The sequence below is a fragment of the Micromonospora sp. CP22 genome, from assembly GCF_009712475.1.
GTDB lineage: Bacteria > Actinomycetota > Actinomycetes > Mycobacteriales > Micromonosporaceae > Micromonospora.
In genome coordinates, this window is sequence record NZ_VCJO01000007.1 from 148672 (window position 1) to 166699 (window position 18028).

General features: G+C 71.9%; 16 protein-coding genes. 8 read left to right on the plus strand and 8 right to left on the minus strand.

The features are described 5' to 3' along the window. Positions 1–300 precede the first annotated feature (300 nt). Entirely contained in the window at positions 301–3156 is a 2856-nt protein-coding gene (locus FF096_RS14735) for an aconitate hydratase (RefSeq protein WP_309223322.1), read from the plus strand. A 68-nt stretch (positions 3157–3224) separates the two neighbouring features. Here FF096_RS14735 and FF096_RS14740 read toward each other — a convergent pair whose 3' ends face one another. The 5 genes from FF096_RS14740 to FF096_RS14760 all read right to left on the minus strand — a co-directional run bounded on the left by FF096_RS14740 (position 3225) and on the right by FF096_RS14760 (position 8910). Continuing rightward, positions 3225–3824, minus strand: a complete 600-nt coding sequence (locus FF096_RS14740; protein ID WP_155218401.1) for an ATP/GTP-binding protein — start codon at positions 3822–3824, stop codon at positions 3225–3227. Next, positions 3805–4191 (minus strand): DUF742 domain-containing protein, encoded by a 387-nt coding sequence (locus FF096_RS14745; protein ID WP_155218403.1) that lies wholly within the window; start codon positions 4189–4191, stop codon positions 3805–3807. Before FF096_RS14745 ends, FF096_RS14740 begins: the two co-directional genes overlap by 20 nt. 5 nt (positions 4192–4196) lie before the next feature. Next, positions 4197–4619 carry a roadblock/LC7 domain-containing protein gene (locus FF096_RS14750; protein WP_309223323.1) on the minus strand — a complete coding sequence of 141 codons (423 nt, stop codon included), beginning with the start codon at positions 4617–4619 and terminating at the stop codon, positions 4197–4199. An 82-nt stretch (positions 4620–4701) separates the two neighbouring features. Continuing rightward, a complete protein-coding gene (locus tag FF096_RS14755; protein ID WP_155218405.1) occupies positions 4702–7185 on the minus strand; it encodes a nitrate- and nitrite sensing domain-containing protein in 2484 nt (827 codons plus the stop codon). Between the two features lie 93 nt (positions 7186–7278). Continuing rightward, positions 7279–8910 carry a prenyltransferase/squalene oxidase repeat-containing protein gene (locus FF096_RS14760; RefSeq protein ID WP_309223324.1) on the minus strand — a complete coding sequence of 544 codons (1632 nt, stop codon included), beginning with the start codon at positions 8908–8910 and terminating at the stop codon, positions 7279–7281. A gap of 523 nt (positions 8911–9433) precedes the next feature. On the opposite strand from FF096_RS14760, the gene FF096_RS14765 reads away from it, so the two are divergent. Beyond that, positions 9434–9682, plus strand: a complete 249-nt coding sequence (locus FF096_RS14765) for a DUF2630 family protein (protein WP_155218407.1) — start codon at positions 9434–9436, stop codon at positions 9680–9682. Between the two features lie 90 nt (positions 9683–9772). Here the strand turns inward: FF096_RS14765 and FF096_RS14770 are convergent, their stop codons facing one another. After that, on the minus strand, positions 9773–10702 hold the full coding sequence (locus FF096_RS14770; RefSeq protein ID WP_155218409.1) for a serine protein kinase RIO: 930 nt from the start codon (positions 10700–10702) through the stop codon (positions 9773–9775). A 157-nt stretch (positions 10703–10859) separates the two neighbouring features. Next, positions 10860–11504: an HAD family hydrolase gene (locus FF096_RS14775; RefSeq protein WP_309223325.1), complete on the minus strand. Its 645-nt coding sequence runs from the start codon at positions 11502–11504 to the stop codon at positions 10860–10862. Positions 11505–11656: 152 nt separating this feature from the next. Here FF096_RS14775 and FF096_RS14780 point away from each other — a divergent pair, with 152 nt between their 5' ends. The 6 genes from FF096_RS14780 (at position 11657) to mug (ending at position 15989) form a co-directional block, all read left to right on the plus strand. Beyond that, positions 11657–12229, plus strand: a complete 573-nt coding sequence (locus FF096_RS14780; RefSeq protein WP_309223326.1) for a helix-turn-helix domain-containing protein — start codon at positions 11657–11659, stop codon at positions 12227–12229. 102 nt (positions 12230–12331) lie between these two features. Further along, positions 12332–13255 (plus strand): TIGR04222 domain-containing membrane protein, encoded by a 924-nt coding sequence (locus tag FF096_RS14785; RefSeq protein ID WP_155218411.1) that lies wholly within the window; start codon positions 12332–12334, stop codon positions 13253–13255. Continuing rightward, positions 13252–14070: a DUF692 domain-containing protein gene (locus FF096_RS14790; protein ID WP_155218413.1), complete on the plus strand. Its 819-nt coding sequence runs from the start codon at positions 13252–13254 to the stop codon at positions 14068–14070. Before FF096_RS14785 ends, FF096_RS14790 begins: the two co-directional genes overlap by 4 nt. Then, complete coding sequence (locus FF096_RS14795) at positions 14067–14537, plus strand: hypothetical protein (protein WP_309223327.1); 471 nt, start codon at positions 14067–14069, stop codon at positions 14535–14537. Before FF096_RS14790 ends, FF096_RS14795 begins: the two co-directional genes overlap by 4 nt. A gap of 61 nt (positions 14538–14598) precedes the next feature. Beyond that, complete coding sequence (locus tag FF096_RS14800) at positions 14599–15360, plus strand: SDR family oxidoreductase (RefSeq protein WP_155218417.1); 762 nt, start codon at positions 14599–14601, stop codon at positions 15358–15360. A 68-nt stretch (positions 15361–15428) separates the two neighbouring features. Continuing rightward, positions 15429–15989, plus strand: coding sequence for a G/U mismatch-specific DNA glycosylase (mug, locus tag FF096_RS14805; protein ID WP_309223328.1), 561 nt, complete (start codon positions 15429–15431; stop codon positions 15987–15989). A gap of 21 nt (positions 15990–16010) precedes the next feature. Here mug and FF096_RS14810 read toward each other — a convergent pair whose 3' ends face one another. Continuing rightward, positions 16011–17987 (minus strand): ABC transporter ATP-binding protein, encoded by a 1977-nt coding sequence (locus FF096_RS14810; RefSeq protein WP_155218638.1) that lies wholly within the window; start codon positions 17985–17987, stop codon positions 16011–16013. Positions 17988–18028 lie beyond the last annotated feature (41 nt).

Below are 18028 nucleotides of genomic sequence, written 5' to 3' on the forward strand. Positions count from 1 at the left end.
CTTCGTCGTCTGCACCGCCGGATGCGACAACATCACCGATGTTGCCGTGTCACGGCACGGGCGAGGCAGCAACATCACCGATGTTGCCGCCTGGCTGTACCCCCGGCGTTCAGGTCGGGGTGAGGAACTCCAGGCGGTTGCCGGGGGCACCTCCCGTCCATACCGTGACACCGGGTTGCGTGGATAGCAAGACGGACGTACGGTTTTATTGACGGCGCGGAACGGCGGTAAGTGTGGCCTAACCACGGCGGCACTCCGCCCGGTGCGAAAGACTGCTCAGGACTACTCACGGTCGCTGGTGTGAAGGAGTACGACGTGGCGAGCCTCGACACCTTCGGTGCGAAGACCCAGCTACGCGTCGGAGACGCGAGCTACGAGATTTTCAAAATCAGCCAAGTGGAGGGGCACGAACGGCTCCCCTACAGCCTGAAGATCCTCCTGGAGAACCTGCTCCGGACCGAGGACGGCGCGAACATCACCGCCGACCACATCCGCCAGCTCGGCGCGTGGGACCCGAGCGCGGACCCGAACGTCGAGATCCAGTTCACCCCGGCTCGGGTGCTGATGCAGGACTTCACCGGCGTACCGTGCGTGGTCGACCTGGCCACCATGCGCGAGGCCGTCCGCGACCTCGGTGGCGACCCGACCAAGGTGAACCCCCTCGCCCCCGCCGAGCTGGTCATCGACCACTCCGTCATCGCCGACCTGTTCGGCCGCGAAGACGCCTTCGAGCGCAACGTCGAGCTGGAGTACGCGCGCAACAAGGAGCGCTACCAGTTCCTGCGGTGGGGCCAGAGCGCGTTCAACGAGTTCAAGGTGGTCCCGCCGGGCACCGGCATCGTGCACCAGGTCAACATCGAGTACCTGGCCCGCACCGTGATGGAGCGCAACGGCCAGGCGTACCCGGACACGGTCGTCGGCACCGACTCGCACACCACGATGGTCAACGGCCTGGGCGTGCTCGGCTGGGGCGTCGGCGGCATCGAGGCCGAGGCCGCCATGCTGGGTCAGCCGGTCAGCATGCTGATCCCCCGGGTCGTCGGCTTCAAGCTCTCCGGCGAGATGCCGGCCGGCACCACCGCCACCGACCTGGTCCTCACCATCACCGAGATGCTGCGCAAGCACGGTGTGGTCGGCAAGTTCGTCGAGTTCTACGGCCCCGGCGTCGGTTCCGTGCCGCTGGCCAACCGGGCCACCATCGGCAACATGTCCCCGGAGTACGGCTCCACCGTCGCGATCTTCCCGATCGACGCCGAGACCACCCGCTACCTGGAGCTGACCGGCCGCGACCCGCAGCAGGTCGCCCTGGTCGAGGCGTACGCCAAGGAGCAGGGTCTCTGGCACGACCCGAACGCCGAGCCGGTCTACTCCGAGCGGCTGGAGCTCGACCTGAGCACCATCGAGCCGTCCCTCGCCGGGCCGAAGCGCCCGCAGGACCGGGTGCCGCTGGGCAGCGCCAAGACGCTGTTCCGCGCGGCGCTGACCGACTACGTGACGGCCGACGAGACCGGTGGCGACCCGGGGCGCAAGCCCGGTGTGCCGCCGCAGGAGAAGCCGTTCGGCGCCGCCGGCCCGGCCGACGAGGCCAGCGCCGAGTCCTTCCCGGCCAGCGACTCGCCCGCCAACGGGGTCAACGACCCGGCCGACGCCCCGCGTGACCTGGTGACCGCCGCGGTCGGCTCGGGCGGCCGGGCCAGCAACCCGATCCGGGTCACCGGTGAGGACGGCAACAGCTACGAGCTGGACCACGGCGCGGTGGTGATCGCCGCCATCACCTCCTGCACCAACACCTCCAACCCGCAGGTGATGATCGGGGCGGCGCTGCTCGCCCGCAACGCCGTGGACAAGGGCCTGAACCGCAAGCCGTGGGTGAAGACCACCCTCGCGCCCGGCTCCAAGGTCGTCATGGACTACTACGAGCGGGCCGGTCTCACGCCGTACCTGGAGAAGCTCGGCTTCCACCTGGTCGGTTACGGCTGCACCACCTGCATCGGCAACTCCGGCCCGCTGCCGGAGGAGGTCTCCGCCGCGGTGAACGAGGCCGACCTGGCGGTCGTCTCGGTGCTCTCCGGCAACCGCAACTTCGAGGGCCGGATCAACCCGGACGTGAAGATGAACTACCTGGCGTCCCCGCCGCTGGTGGTGGCGTACGCGCTGGCCGGCACGATGGACATCGACCTGGCCAACGAGCCGCTCGGCGAGGACAGCGAGGGCAACCCGGTCTTCCTGCGTGACATCTGGCCGAGCACCGCCGAGATCCAGGACGTCATCGCCTCCGCGATCGGTGCGACCGGCTTCAGCTCCGCGTACGCCGACGTCTTCGCCGGTGACGAGCGGTGGCAGTCCCTGCCGACCCCGACCGGCGACACCTTCGCCTGGGACGGTGACTCCACCTACGTCCGCAAGCCCCCGTACTTCGAGGGCATGGCGCAGCAGCCGGCTCCGGTGACCGACATCGCCGGTGCCCGGGTGCTGGCCAAGCTCGGCGACTCGGTGACCACCGACCACATCTCGCCGGCCGGTTCCATCAAGGCCGACTCCCCCGCCGGGCAGTACCTCGCCGAGCACGGCGTGCCCCGCCACGAGTTCAACTCGTACGGCTCCCGCCGGGGCAACCACGAGGTGATGATCCGGGGCACCTTCGCCAACATCCGGCTGCGCAACCAGTTGGTCCCGGGCGTGGAGGGCGGCTTCACGGTCAACCACCTGACCGGCGAGCAGACCTCCATCTACGACGCCGCGATGGCCTACCAGGCGGCCGACGTGCCGCTGGTCATCCTGGCCGGCAAGGAGTACGGCTCCGGTTCCTCGCGGGACTGGGCGGCCAAGGGCACCATGCTGCTCGGGGTGAAGGCGGTCATCGCCGAGTCGTACGAGCGGATCCACCGCTCCAACCTGATCGGGATGGGCGTGCTGCCGTTGCAGTTCCCCGCCGGGGAGACCGCCGAGTCGCTGGGGCTGACCGGCACCGAGACGTTCACCATCACCGGGGTGACCGCCCTCAACGACGGCGCCGCTCCGCGCACGGTGAAGGTCAGCACCGACAGCGGTGTGGAGTTCGACGCGTTGGTGCGGATCGACACGCCGGGTGAGGCGGACTACTACCGGCACGGCGGCATCCTGCAGTTCGTGCTGCGTCGCATGATCGCCAGCTGACCGGAACGGCCTGAGGGCTCCCACCCCGCCCGGGGTGGGAGCCCTCGCTCGTGGCGGGCGGTGCCGGGTCAGTCGGCGCGTCGGGCGTACCGGACCTTCATGGCGTGCTCCACCAGCGTGATGAGCACCTCCTTGACCGACTCCCGCTGCCGAGCGTCGCAGAGCAGCACGGGCACCCCCGGGTCGAGGTTCAGCGCCGCCTGCACCTCGTCGAGCTGGTACCGCCGGGCCCCGTCGAAGCAGTTGACCGCGACGAGGAAGGGCGTCCCCCGGCCCTCGAAGTAGTCGATGGAGGGGAAACAGTCGGCCAGGCGGCGGGTGTCGGCGAGCACCACCGCGCCGATCGCGCCGAGGGCCAGTTCGTCCCAGACGAACCAGAACCGGTCCTGCCCCGGGGTGCCGAACAGGTACAGCACCAGGTCGTCGCTGATGGTGATCCGACCGAAGTCCATCGCGACGGTGGTGGTCTGCTTCGCCTCGACGCCGGCCAGGTCGTCGATCCCCACTCCCGATTCGGTGAGCACCTCCTCGGTCCGCAGCGGACGGGTCTCGCTCACCGCGCCGACCAGGGTGGTCTTACCCACCCCGAAGCTACCGGCGACCAGTATCTTGATCGCTGTGGGCAGGGCGGCCGTGCCCGCCGGCCGCTCAGAGTGCCCGTAGTCCATTGATAACCGCCTCGAAGATGCTGTGATCGGATAGGCCGACGGTGGTGTGCGGCTCGCGGATCTGGACCAGACCGCGCGCCATCAGATCGCCGAGCAGGACCCGCACGGTGCCCACCGGCAGGTCCAGGTGTGCCGCGATCTCGGCGACGGACCGCATCCGCTGGCACAGGCCGACGATCGCCAGGTGCTCCGGGCCCAGACCGACCTCCGGGGCGACCTCCGCGCGGGTGGCCGTCACCAGGGAGATCAGGTCGAACGTGCCGGTGACCGGGCGGGCCCGACCGCCGGTCACCGCGTACGGGCGAACCACCGGACCAGCGTGGTCATCCACCCACTGGTGCTCGGCGGCATCCAACTGCGCCGTCATCGGCCTCAGTTCCGCCCGTGGGTCTGCTCCGCTGACCGGGACGGCGAGGCGACGTGCTTGCCCACCCGGGTGACCAGCATGGCCATCTCGTACGCGATCAGACCGACGTCGGCGTCCTCACTGGCCAGCACCGCCAGACAGGCGTTGCGACCGGCGGCTGTGACGAACAGGAACGACGACTGCATCTCGATGATCGTCTGCTGCACCTGACCACCGCCGAACCGCTTGCCAGCGCCCCGGGCCAGGCTCTGGATGCCGGCCGCCATCGCCGCCAGGTGCTCACCGTCATCGCGGCTGAGCCCCTGTGACGAGGCCATCAGCAGACCGTCGGCGGACAGGGCGACCGCGTGCTCGGCCTGCTTGACCCGGCCAACCAGGTCATCCAGCAACCACGTCAGGTCGGCACTCGAAGCCGTCTTCTGCGCCACTTCGTCGTCCTCTTCTCCCCCGGCTCATCGCCGTGCTCACTTGGACCTGACCGTTCCCGCCCGGCTCACCGGGAGAGGACGATCAGGTCCCCTGTTGATCGGCGTCGTCGGGCCCTTCGTCGAGCCCGGGCCGACCGCCAGCACCGAGCAGCCGAGCGGCGTCGGAGCGTCCCCGCCGGGTGCCGGTCTGGTACGAACTCATCATGCGACGCACCCGTTCGGGCTCGCGGACCACGTCGTCGTCATCATCCACCGCCTCGGTCCCGGCCCGCAGCGCCGGGGCCAGGCTCGCCTGGCGTACCCGGACCGGCAGGCCGGACTCGGTGCGGCTCAGCTCGGTCTCGCCCACCGCACCGGCGCCCGGATCCACAGTGGAGTCGGCGCGGGAGGTCAGCGGAAGTCCGATCGGGACGGTCGGTCCGTCCAGGGCCGACGAGTACGCCGGACGGTGCCGCGACCTGGTCGGCAGCTCGGCCTCGTCGACGGGCGGAGCCTGCGGACCGGCCCGGTCGGCGTCTGCGGGGTACGCCCCGACGTCGGGCTCTGGCCCCTCGGTGGGCGTTGCCGGGTCAGCGAGGTCCACCGGTGCGGTGTTCGCTGCGGCAGTCGGTGCCGTCGGCTCCGCTGCGGCGGCCGGGGTTTCGGCCCGGGTGTCGCCGCCGCCATCCGGCTCGGTCCCGTCCGGCTCGGCGCCGTCGGCGACGAGCAGGTCGCTCGGGAGCAGCACCACGGCGGTCGTCCCGCCGTACGCGGACTCCTTGAGTCGGACCCGGATGTCGTGCCGGGCGGCCAGCCGGCTCACCACGTAGAGGCCGAGCCGGGACTCGCCGGGCAGACCCAGCTCGGCACGGTCCAGCAGGCGGTGGTTGGCGGCGGCCCGCTCCGCCTCGGGGATGCCCAGTCCACGGTCCTCGATCTCGACGGCGAAGCCGTTGGCGACCACCTGTCCGCGTACCTCGACGCCGGTGTACGACGGGGAGAACGAGAGCCCGTTCTCGATCAACTCGGCGAGCAGGTGGATGACGTCACCGACAGCCCGTCCGGCGACCGCCACCGCGTCGACCGGGTGCACGGTGACCCGGCTGTAGTCCTCGACCTCGCCGACCGCGCCACGGATCACGTCCAGCATCGCGACGCCACGCCGCCAGGCCCGGCCGGGCGTGGCGCCGGAGAGCACGATCAGGTTCTCCGCGTGGCGGCGCATCCGGGTGGCCAGGTGGTCGACGCGGAACAGGTCCTCCAGTTTCTCGGCGTCCCGCTCGCGGCGTTCCATCGAGTCGAGCAGGGTGAGCTGGCGGTGCGCCAGGGTCTGGGTACGCCGGGCCAGGTTCAGCGACACCTCGCGTGTGGTGCGACGCAGCTCGACCTGTTCGGCCACGGTGCGGACCGCGGCCGTCCGTACCGCGTCGAAGGCCCGGCCCACCTCAGCGATCTCGCCGTCGCCGAGGCTCGGCGGCGGCTCCGGGACGGTGTCGACCTGCTCGCCGCGCCCGAGCCGGTCCGCCACGCTCGGCAGTCGTTCGTCGGCGAACCGGTACGCGGCGTCGCGCAGTCGGCGCGACTGCCGTCTCAGGTCCCGTGCCGTGGTGATCGAGACGAGCACCGAGGCGATGACCACGAGCAGACCGAGACCGGCGACGAGCACCAGTCGGACGATGACACCGATCGCGACCGGCGTGGCGTTGCTGACGATGTCGTCTCCGGCGGCCACCACCACGTCGCCGATCTCGACGAGCGTCGCCCCGGTGGCGTCGGACCACTCCGACGCGGTCAACGGCACCCGGGAGGTGCCGCTGCCGGTCATGACCCTGTTCTCCAGGTCGGCCAGCCGCCGGAAGGCCGACCCGGTGACCAGTTGCTCGTAGCGGCGCTGATCGGCCTCGGGTAACCGGACGATCGCCTGGTCGGCGACGAACTGACGCGCACCGACGACCCGGGTGAACTCGGCCCGCTCGACCGAGGTGATCCGGCCTGCGGCGAGCACCCCGGCCAGCAGGGCGTCCTCCTGGGACAGCAGCTCCCGGGCCCGGTTGAGCCGGTGCAGCTGGGCCGTGTCGTCGACGATCCGGTCGTCGTCGAGGTTGCCGAGTTCGTCGTACACCTGGTAGATCGAGTCGATGAGCGCGGTGAACACCGCGCCGGCCTCGCCACGGCCGATGTTGCGCTCGTCGATGGCGGTACGCGTCTCGGGCAGTTCGGAGAGGTGTCGCTTGAGCCGCGCGATGCGGTCGTGCAGCGCGTCGCCGCCGAACAGGCCGACCGGCCAGCTGTCGGCCGACTCGGCGAACTCGGCGGCCAGTCGGTCGGTACGCTCGCGCAGCTTCGCCAGCTCCTCCCGCTGCGTCGCACGCGGGCGTCCGAGGTAGACCAACGAGGTACGCCGTTCCAGCTGCAACTGGGCCAGCAACGGCTCGGTGGGTGCGAACACGCGGGTGTCGAGTTGCCGTACGCCGAGCAGGTTCAGAGCGTCGGGGACGGTGACCCAGGCGGCGAAGCCCCAGAGCGCCGCGAGCGAGGTCAGCAGGGCCACCACCTTGGTGCGCAGGCTGAAACTGCGGGAACCCATTACACCGTCCCTGGCCCTGAGCTAGTTGATCGGCCAGTCAGGAGTGCGTCACACGGCACACCGACCCCGGCGCAACCTAACAGCGTCTACCCATCAACTCAAGCGATCGTGATCATGCCCGCGCGAGTCGCTGACACCCACCGCGTACGCCGACGGCGCGACCACACCGAGCGCCAGGTGTCGGGCCGCCAGCACCGCCGCCCGCACGATGAGCAGCGGCGCGTACAGGTCCTTGTCATGCCACAGTGGGGGGTGATCGGTCGTCTCGACGGGCAGGTGGGCCAGCGCCCGACGCACCGAGGACGGCACCTCGGGCCGGTCCCGGTGGCCCGGGCCGAGCAGGATGTGCACCGCGTACGCCGTCTCCTCGGCCGTGCTCGACCAGCGCCCCCAGCCACCGTCGGCGCGCTGCGTGGCCAGCACCCAGTCCACGGCCCGGTCGATGCATGCGGTGGCCGTCCCGGGCGGCGCGTACCGGGCCAGGGCCAGCACCACGCAACAGGTGGCGTAGTACGGCGAGGCGTGCCACCGGTCCGCCCAGTGCCCGTCGCGCTGCTGCCGCTCGCAGAGCCAGCCCGCGAGTGCCGCCACCCGGGGTGCGTACCGGGTCGCGCCGTCCCCGGTGTGCCGGGAGTGCCAGCCCAGCGCCTCCAGCACGTGCGCGTTTGTGGTGACCGAGTGCCCGTCCTCCCCCCGCCAGGTGCAGAAGTGGCTGCCGAGGTCGTAGTGGTCGAGGCTGACCGGGTCGACCGGACGCCCCAACCGGGCGAGCGCGTACAGCGTCGCCGAGGTGGTGTCCGCGTCGGCGGGCAGCCCGGGGCCGGTCGCCGCGCCGCGCGGCCCGAGCGCGGCCACCAGCTCGGCGATCAGCTCCGGCGACGGCCGCGCCGGCAAGCCGACCCGGCTCAGCGTGGCCAGGGTCCAGGACCGCTCGAAGACGGTGATCGGCGTGCAGCAGGGAACCGGACCGCCGTGGCGGGACACCACCTCGTCGAGGTACGCCCGAGCGGACCGATCCGCCGAGCGGCGGTGACCCAACCAGGCCGCCGTCGCCGCCGGTGAGGCACCCACGGCCCCGGCCACCGGACTCACCTCGGTACGGCCGGCGGCGGCCGGACCCAGCACCTCGTAGGCGTGCCAGAGCTTGTCGGGAACCGGGCGGTCGGTGTCGAGCAGCGCGTCGACCGTGTTCAGTCGTCGTCGGTCAACTGGGGGCAGCGCGCGGGGCATTTCGCTCGCCGACGCGTCGTCGCCGTGGTGCAGCCGGGTCAGGTGTGCGTCGATCCTGGCCGCCAGGGCCGGCACGATCAGGTCCGCCGCCGGGGTGTCCGGCATGGCTCCGCCCGCGGCGAGCCGCCCCGCCAGGGCGAGCAGTCCGCGCGTGCCGGCCCGGACCAGGTCCGCCCGGGTGGGTGCGCCGGGCCCGGCCGGGTCGGCGCGGACCAGTTCGGCCAGCAACGCCTCCACCGCGCTCGCCGTCGGCACCAGGGCGTACCCACCGGCCGCGCCCCAGGCTCCGTCGACACCCTGCTGCCCCAGCAGGTACGCCAGTCGCCGGCCGTGCCCGGTGAGCCACGGCGCGTCGGCGACGAGTCGGCCCGTCTCGTAGACCGAGGGGCTGACCTGCCCGGGTGGCTGCCGTTCGAGTTCGGCGACCAGGTCGCTCACGGCGTCGGCGACGGCGGAAACCGCCGGGGTCGAGGTGGTGGCGATCGGAGCCGTCACGGCGCCACACCCGACGCGGTTCGTAGGGGCACGGATCCCGCGTGTCCGCTCTGGACTGACATGAAGTGGTCGGCTCCTACGTGATGGCCCCAGGGGCGTGGGGCGCTACTCTTCGAACTGCCACGGTTGCAATGAGCATGACATCGTACGGGCATTCCTCACTAGTCGCGCAACGAGAAATCCTCTTTGTCGACATTCCCACTGTCCACTAGCGACTATCGGCGAGCCGTCCACCACGGACCGTACGCATCGCTGCGCCGACCGCGTCCCTGGCCCTGGATGCCGGGCAGGTCACCTCGCCGACGTCCGGCGGATGCCGGGCCCGCACGGACCACCCCACGCGGACCGGTCGGGACAGCCGCCCGCCTGGCACGCTCGCAGATCAGGCCCGCCGGGCGGAACCGGACCGGCACAGCCGGCACGCTGGCCGGTCAGGCACCGGCGGGACGGACGGGCGCACTGCGGTGGGATTCGCCGACGGGAATGCCCGGCGTGGTCGGGCTCGCTGTGCCAGGCTCAGGACATGGACGACAAGACCATCCTGAGCCGGATCTCGGATCTGGTCGACGAGGAGCACCGGCTGCGGGCACAGGCGCAAGCCCACGAGGCGGGCACCGACGACGAGGCCCGTACCCGCCTGCGTGAGCTGGAGGAGTCTCTCGACCAGTGCTGGGACCTGCTGCGCCGCCGCCGCGCCGCCCGACAGGCCCATGGCGACCCCGAGGCGCAGGGCGCCCGCCCGGTGTCCGAGGTCGAACGGTATCTCCAGTAGCTCCGGACGACGGGGGTCGGCGGTCACACCCAGGGCAGGAACCGCCGACGGGCTCCAGCTACCGTTGACCGGCAACCGGAGCCCGTCGGATCAGGCCAGACCCGCCTCGCGGCACAGCAGGTCGGTCAGCGCTGTCGGGTCGGCGCGGTCCGCCGACAGACCCCGGGCGACGAACCAGTGGGCGACGATCCGGACGTCGCGGGCCAGGAACTCCCGCCCCTGCGGGTTCACCACCACGTCGACCACCTGCGGCAGGTCGATCAACACCAGCCGCCCCTCGTGCACCAACAGGTTGTACGGCGACAGGTCGCCGTGCGCGTACCCGGCCCGAGCCAGCACGACCAGGGCGTCGATCAGCTGCTCCCACAGCCCGAGCAGCTCGGCCGACTCCGGGCGCAGCCCGGCCAGCCGGGGCGCGGCCCTGCCCTCGCCGGGGTCGCCGAGGAACTCCAGCATCAGCTCGGTGCCCCGCAGCTGCACAGGGTACGGCACGGTGATAGTGCCGTAGCGCTGACCGATCTCCCAGAGCCGGCTCAGCGCCGCGAACTCCGCCGCCGCCCACTGCCCGGCGATCATCTGCCGACCGAACGCGGTGCGGCCGGTCATCGCCCGCATCTCGCGGGAGCGGCGCACCCGGCGCCCTTCGAGGTACCCCGCGTCGCGGTGGAAGAGCCGGTGGCGGGGATCCCGGTAGCGTTTCGCCGCGAGCAGGCAGAACCGGTCGGTGTCCGGTACGCCCCGGCGCACCAGATGGACGTCGGCCTCCTTGCCGGTCTTGAGCACACCGAGTTCGACGTCCTTCGCGGCCAACTCGGTGACCAGCCACTCCGGGTGCGGCAATGGCCCGTGCACCGCCTCGTCCCAGGAGGACCAGCTCTCGTCGCTGCCCGGGTCAGGCTCGTCGGGTTCGGTGAAGGCGGCGGCCGGGCGGCCGCGCTTCAGGAAACGTGGTTCGTCGTCGTCGAAGCGGCGTCCGCCGCGAGTACGGCGCTCGGGCGCCGGAAAATCGTGGTCGCGCATGGCGCTGGTGATCCCTTGGTCGAGGTATGGGGAGACAGGACGTGACCTGCGAAGACGGCCATGACCGACCTCCTCTCTCGACCGGGCACCCGCCCGGGACGCACGATGCGCGGCCCATACTCGTCGGCGCCTTCGACCGGGTCAACCGAATTAGCGCCTAGGCACCCATGATCTCTGCGATGGCGGCGATCACCGTGTCCACGGTCGCCGTGGGCGCGAACCGGGCGTCGGTCCAGGGACGCCCCCGGTGCAACCAGATGCTGGGCAGGCCGACCGCCGTGGCCCCGCCGATGTCCGCCTCCGGGCCGTCCCCGACCACCCACGCACCACGCAACGGCATCCGGGCCCGCTGGGCGGCGAGGGCGAAGATGCGGGGGTTGGGCTTGCTGACCCCGGCCTCCTCGGAGATCACCCAGTCGGCGATGTAGCGATCGAGTCCGGTTCGGCGGATCTTGGCATCCTGCTGCCGGACCGCGCCGTTGCTCACCACCACCGGCATCCAGCCGGCGTCGTCGGCGATCCGCAGGGCGCACGCCACCAACGGGTCCAGCCGGGTGAACTCGACGACCCCGTCGTGCAACTCCTCCACGAGGTCGATGGAGGGGATCCGCAGCCGGTAGCGGTCGCGGATCGCGTCCGCCACGTCCCAGCGATCAGTCAATCCGTCAGCATCAATGGAGAGTAACCATTCGATGTCGCTCGGTGGCGCTCCGATGCCGTCGAGGAAGCGCTCTGCCCAGGTGCGGAACGGCCCGGCCCGATCGAGCAGGGTGTTGTCCAGATCCAGCAGGAGCAGCGGCACTCGGGCACCTTACGGGAATCGGGTACCTCGCCGACAGGGCGGAACGTCACGCGGTGATGTCGGACGGGAGGAGACGCCACACGGACGGGCGACCCGGCACCAAGCCGTACGTACGGTTTGCGTCAGCGGGCGGGACCTGACACGATCGACATGTGCCCAGAGTAAGCCCGGATCAGCTCGAGGCCCGCCGACAGGAGATTCTCGCCGCCGCGCGAGCCTGCTTCGCTCGGCACGGCTACGAGGGCGCGACCGTCCGTCGCCTGGAGGAGGCCACCGGGCTTTCCCGGGGAGCCATCTTCCACCACTTCCGGGACAAGGACTCCCTCTTCCTCGCCGTCGCCGAGGACGACGCGGCGACGATGGTGGAGACGGTCGCCCGCAACGGACTCGTCCAGGTGATGCGCGACCTGCTCGCCCGGGCGGTCTCGCCGGACACCACCGGGTGGCTGGGCAGCCAGTTGGAGGTGTCCCGGCGGCTGCGTACCGATCCGGCCTTCGCCGACCGCTGGGCGCAACGCTCGGCCGCCATCGCCGAGGCCACCCGGGACCGGCTGGCCCGGCAACGGGAGGCCGGCGTGCTCCGCGAGGACGTCCCCATCGACGTGCTGGCCCGATTCCTCGAACTCGCCTACGACGGGCTGGTCCTGCACCTGGCGATGGGCCGCCCGGCCGGCGACCTGGGCGCAGTGCTCGACCTGGTCGAGGAGGCGGTACGCCGACGCTGAGTCGGCAGGTAACGAGAAGGTAACTCAGCTACCCGGGCAGCCGGGTGCTGGCATCGCCGCTCCACAATGAGACCGCGTCCCCTCGCGTGACAGGAGCAGGCCATGATGGGTTTCGCGGTCGATTACGACACCTGGGGAATCCCCGGTCCCACCTTCATCAGGGCCTACCTGGTGGTCGTGGTGATCGCCGTCGCCATCGTGCTGGTCCGCCGCCGGTCGTTGTTGAGTGGCCGGGCCGCCCCGCCCGTCGACCAGTTGGGCCCGCAGCAGATCGCCTACCTCAACGGCGGTGACGACTTCGCCGTCTGGGCGTCGCTGGCCACCCTGCGCAGCCAGGGTGTGATCGGTGTCGACACGGAGCACCGGCTGAGCGCCGACGCACCGCTGCCGCTCGCGCCCACCCCACTCGACCGCGCCATCCACTACGCCGCGACGCAGCGCACCCGGGCCCGGGACGTGCGGCGCACCGAGTGGGTCCAACGTGCCCTCGTCGAGCTGCGCGACGGGCTCGACGAGCGCGGTCTCGCGGTCGGCCCGGACCGGCGCAGCGCCCTGCGTCAGGGTCCGCTGCTGCTGGTCGCCCTGCTGGCGGTCGGTGTCGCCCGGATCGTCGCCGGGCTCGCCAACGACCGCCCGGTCGGGTACCTGGTGCTCACCGTGCTGGCGCTCACCGTACTGACCATCGTGCTGCTGGTCCGGGCGCCCCGCCGTACCCGGGCAGCCGAAGCCGCGCTGCGCGCACTACGCCAACGCAACCGGCACCTCTCCCCCGCCGCGAACCCGTCGTACGCCACCTACGGAGCGGCGGGAGCGGCCATGGCCGTGGCCCTCTACGGCACCGCCTCGCTCTGGTCGCTCGACCCGGCCTTCGCCCAGCAGGCGGAGATCCAACGCCACATCGCGACCGGGGGCACCAGCTCCATCGCCTCGTGTGGCGGCGGCAGCACCGCGGGCTCCGGTGGCTCTGGTGACGGCGGGGGCTGCGGAGGCGGCGGCGGCTGCGGTGGCGGAGGCTGTGGCGGATGAACACCCCGCACGGTGTGGGCATCGGCTGGCGCCCGGAGATCTCCGGCTTCGTCGCCGAGCTACCCGGCCTGCGCTTCGTCGAGGTGATCGCCGAGTCGGTGCCGACCGCTGGTCCAGTGCCGGACGGCCTGGTCGAGCTACGCGACCGAGGTGTCACCGTGGTACCCCACGGCGTGCGGCTCTCCCTCGGCGGCGCGGAGCCGGTCGAGCCAGCCCGGGTCGCCCACCTGGCGGCGGTCGCGCAACTGCTGGCGGCACCCCTGGTCAGTGAACACATCGCCTTCGTCCGGGCGGGCGGCCTGGAAGCGGGTCACCTGCTGCCGCTGCCCCGCACCCACGAGGCCGTCGACGCGGTGTGCGCCAACATCGCCCGCGCCCAGGCGGGCCTGCCGGTGCCGATCGCGCTGGAACCGATCGCCGCCCTGTTCGACTGGCCGGACGACGAGCTCGACGAGGCGGCGTTTCTCAACGAGATCCTGGAACGCACCGGAGCGCTGCTGCTGCTCGACGTGGCCAACGTCTACGCCAACGCCCGCAACCGGGGCACCGACCCGGTCGCGCTGCTGGAGCGCCTGCCCCTGGAACGGGTGGCCTACCTACACGTCGCGGGTGGTGCCGAGCGCGGCGGTTTCTACCACGACACCCACACCGACCCGATCGGGCAGGAGGTGTTGGCGCTGCTCGCCGAGTTGTGCTCCCGGCACCGTCCACCGGCGGCGCTGTTGGAGCGTGACGGGCACTACCCGTCGGCGACCGAGCTACGTACCGAACTGGACGCCATCGCCACCGCCTGCGGTTTCCCGGTGGTGACGTGACCCCGGACGGACCGGCCGAGTCGACCGGATCGCTCGCGGCACGGCAGGCGGAACTGGTCGCGGCCCTGGTGGCCGGTGGTCCGCCGCCGCCCGGCTTCGCACCCGGCCCGCTGGCCGCCGCCCGCCTGGCGCTGCTACGCAAGCGCGCTGGCGAGGTGGCCCGGCACTGGCCGCTGCTCGCCGCCGGGCTCGGCCCCGCCTGGCCCACGGCGTTCACCGAGTGGGCGGCCGGACGACCCGGCGCTGGCGGGTTCCGGGACGGCTGGGACCTGGCCCGCGCGCTACACGCCCGCGCCGCCCTGCCGGCACTCGGCGCCGAGGAACTCGCCGTACGCGAAGCGGAGTTCCGCTACGACGGACACCGGGCCCCGCGCCGCCGCCGCTTCCCCGCCCTCGGACGGGCCGGCGGCGCGGTCGCCGTCCAGGTCGCCGGTCGGGTACGCCTGCTGCGCCCCGCCCGTCCCTGAACGGCGCGGTCCAGCGCACCGGGCTGTTTCCCGCCGGACGGGCTGGGGCAGGATCGTCGGCATGGATCTCGGACTGACCGATCGGGTCTACGTGCTCACCGGTGCCTCCCGTGGGCTTGGTTACGCCACCGCGCAGTGCCTGGTGGCCGATGGCGCCCGGGTGGTGCTGTCGGCCCGACACGCCGAGTCGGTGGAGTCCGCCGTGGCCGGCCTCGGCGGCCCCGACCGGGCCGTCGGCGTCACCGCCGACCTGGCCGACCCGGCGACACCCGACCAGCTGCTCGCCACCGCGCGGCGTCACTTCGGCCGCGTCGACGGGGCCCTGGTCTCCGTCGGTGGACCACCCGCCGGCAGCGCCGCGTCGGTCGACGACGAGCAGTGGCGGCGGTCCTTCGAAACCGTCTTCCTCGGCAGCGTCCGGATGGTACGTACCGTCGCCGCCGCGCTGCCCGACGGCGGTGCCATCGCGCTGGTGCTCTCCACCTCGGCGCGCGGGCCGGTGCCCGGACTGGGCATCTCCAACGGACTACGGCCAGGTCTGGCCGGCGTCGCCAAGGACGTCGCCGACGAGTACGGCCCGCGCGGTGTACGGGTGGTCGGGCTGCTGCCGGGACGGATCCTGACCGACCGCAACCGGGAACTCTTCGCCGCCACCGGTGACCCCGAGCGCGCCCGGGCCGAGGCGGAGGCGGGCGTCCCGCTGCGGCGCATCGGTGACCCCGCCGAGTTCGGTCGGGTCGCCGCCTTCGTGCTCTCCCCTGCGGCCAGCTACCTCACCGGCGTCACCATCCCGGTCGACGGTGGCGCGCTGCGCGGCCTGTGAGCAGCGCGAAGCCGCACCGGCCGAAGACTTTCCACGGCAGGTCGGGGCAGGCCACCCAGCCGGGCCATGTGTCGCCCCGACCGTACCCGCGCCCCAGCCGCGAGGATCTGGCCGCAGCGGCCGACAGGACCATCCCGGACGTCATCGCCACCGGGCTGGACGTCCTCTTCGTCGGCATCAACCCGGGACTCTGGTCGGCGGCGACCGGCTGGCACTTCGCCCGCCCCGGCAACCGGTTCTGGCCGGCGCTGCACCGAGGTGGGTTCACCCCACGCCTGCTGCACCCCAGCGAGCAGGACGAGCTACCCACGTTCGGGCTCGGCATCACCAACATGGTGGCCCGGGCCAGCGCCCGCGCCGACGAGTTGACCGCCGCCGAACTGGTCGACGGCGCGGGCCGGCTCACCGACAAGGTGGCCCGGTACCGGCCACGCTGGGTCGCGGTGGTCGGCGTCACCGCGTACCGGATCGGTTTCGCCCGGCCGAAGGCCCGGTTCGGGCCGCAGCCGGAGCGGCTGGCCGACGCCCGGCTGTGGGTGCTGCCGAACCCCAGCGGGCTGAACGCGCACTACACCCCGCAGACCCTCGGTGCCGCCTTCGCCGAACTCCGCGCGGCCGTCCCCGGGTGACCCCGCCGCTCAGACGTCCTCTCAGTTCGCGGCGGCGGGTGGCAGCGCCTCGTCGGCGATGTACTCCCGGGAGGGGATGACCACCGGCTCCGGGCCGGTGGCGTCGGCGTACGGAGTGGGCGAGTCGGCCACCGCGAACTGGGTGCGGTACAGCTCGGCGTAGAGACCGCCGACGGCGACCAGCTCGTCGTGTCGGCCCCGCTCCACGATCCGACCGTCGTCGAGGACCAGGATCTGGTCGGCGTCGCGGACGGTGGAGAGCCGGTGGGCGATCACCAGGGCGGTACGCCCGGTCAACGCCACCGCCAGTGCCCGTTGCACCGCCGCCTCGCTCTCCGAATCCAGGTGGGCGGTCGCCTCGTCGAGGATCACGATCGACGGCGCCTTGAGCAGCAGGCGGGCGATGGCGATGCGCTGCTTCTCGCCGCCGGAGAAGCGGTAGCCGCGCTCACCGACGGTGGTTTCGAGCCCGTCGGGCAGCGACCTGACCAGGTCGGCGACCTGCGCTCCGGCCAGGGCCGCCCACAGCTCGTCGTCGGTGGCGTCCGGCTTGGCGTACCGCAGGTTCTCCGCGATGGTCTCGTGGAACAGGTGCGAATCCTGGGTGACCACACCGATCTCGTCGCGCAGCGAGTCGAGCCGGGCGTCGCGGACGTCGACCCCACCGACCAGCACCTGCCCGTCGGTGACGTCGTAGATGCGGGAGATCAGCATGGACAGGGTGGACTTGCCGGCACCGGAGGGGCCGACCAACGCCACCATCTGCCCCGGCTCGACGTTGAACGAGACCCCCTTGAGCACCGGCTCGTTGACCGTACGATCCAGCGCGGCGACCTCCTCCAGCGAGGCCAGCGAGATCTCCGCGGCGCTCGGGTAGCGGAACCGGACGTCGCGGAACTCGACGCTGCCCGCCCCCTCGGGGATCCGCACCGCGTCGGGCCGCTCCTTGATGCCCGGTTCCAGGTCGAGCACCTCGAAGACCCGGTCGAACGACACCAACGCGCTCATCACGTCCACCCGGACGTTGCTCAGCGCGGTCAGCGGGCCGTAGAGGCGGGTGAGCAGCAGCGCCAGGGTCACCACGGTGCCGGCGCTGACCTGGCCGCTGACCGCGAGCCAACCGCCGAGGCCGTAGGTGAGGGCCTGGGCCAGGGAGGCCACCAGCAGCATGGCCACGAAGAAGGTCCGCGAGTACATCGCGGAGGTGATGCCGATGTCGCGGACCCGTTCGGCCCGCGCGGCGAAGCGGGCCGCCTCGGCGTCGGGTCGGCCGAAGAGCTTCACCAGCAACGCGCCGGCGACCCCGAACCGCTCGGTCATCGTCGCGTTCATCTTGGCGTCGAGGTCGTACGACTCGCGGGTGATCTCGGCCAACCGCCGACCCACCCGGCGTGCCGGGATGATGAAGACCGGCAACAGCACCAGCGACAACGCCGTGATCTGCCAGGAGAGGGTGAGCATCACGGCGGCGGTGAGGACCAGTTGGATCACGTTGCTGACCACGCCGGACAACGTCGAGGTGAAGGCCCGCTGCGCGCCTATCACGTCGTTGTTGAGCCGACTGACCAGCGCACCCGTCTGGGTGCGGGTGAAGAACTGCAACGGCATCCGCTGCACGTGGTCGTAGACGCGGGTGCGCAGGTCGAGGATGATGCCTTCGCCGATGCGGGCCGAATACCACCGTTGGGCCAGCGACAGGAGGGCGTCGGCGACCGCGAGCGCGGCGATGAACAGGGCCAGCCGGACCACCGCCGCCCCGGCCTCGGGACCGCCCTGGGTGATCGTGTCGATCACGTCACCGGCCAGCAGCGGGGTGGCCACCCCGATCACCGCGGCGATGATCACGGTGAGCAGGAAGACCGCGATGTCGCGTCGGTAGGGGTGGGCGAAGGCCACGATCCGGCGGGCGACGCCGCGCTTGAGCCGGTGCGTGGCGATGTCGTCCTGACTACGCATCGACCGGAGCATGCTCCAACCGCCCACGCCGCCACCGGTCATCGGGTGGGACACGCTCACCTCCGAGTCAGGACGCCGTTCGC

Bases quoted from the DNA above. Each gene is read 5' to 3' on its own strand.
- FF096_RS14740 (WP_155218401.1), bottom strand. From the start codon at position 3,824: ATGGACTACGGGCACTCTGAGCGGCCGGCGGGCACGGCCGCCCTGCCC.
- FF096_RS14745 (WP_155218403.1), bottom strand. From the start codon at position 4,191: ATGACGGCGCAGTTGGATGCCGCCGAGCACCAGTGGGTGGATGACCAC.
- FF096_RS14755 (WP_155218405.1), bottom strand. From the start codon at position 7,185: ATGGGTTCCCGCAGTTTCAGCCTGCGCACCAAGGTGGTGGCCCTGCTG.
- FF096_RS14765 (WP_155218407.1), top strand. From the start codon at position 9,434: ATGGACGACAAGACCATCCTGAGCCGGATCTCGGATCTGGTCGACGAG.
- FF096_RS14770 (WP_155218409.1), bottom strand. From the start codon at position 10,702: ATGCGCGACCACGATTTTCCGGCGCCCGAGCGCCGTACTCGCGGCGGA.
- FF096_RS14785 (WP_155218411.1), top strand. From the start codon at position 12,332: ATGATGGGTTTCGCGGTCGATTACGACACCTGGGGAATCCCCGGTCCC.
- FF096_RS14790 (WP_155218413.1), top strand. From the start codon at position 13,252: ATGAACACCCCGCACGGTGTGGGCATCGGCTGGCGCCCGGAGATCTCC.
- FF096_RS14800 (WP_155218417.1), top strand. From the start codon at position 14,599: ATGGATCTCGGACTGACCGATCGGGTCTACGTGCTCACCGGTGCCTCC.
- FF096_RS14810 (WP_155218638.1), bottom strand. From the start codon at position 17,987: ATGACCGGTGGCGGCGTGGGCGGTTGGAGCATGCTCCGGTCGATGCGT.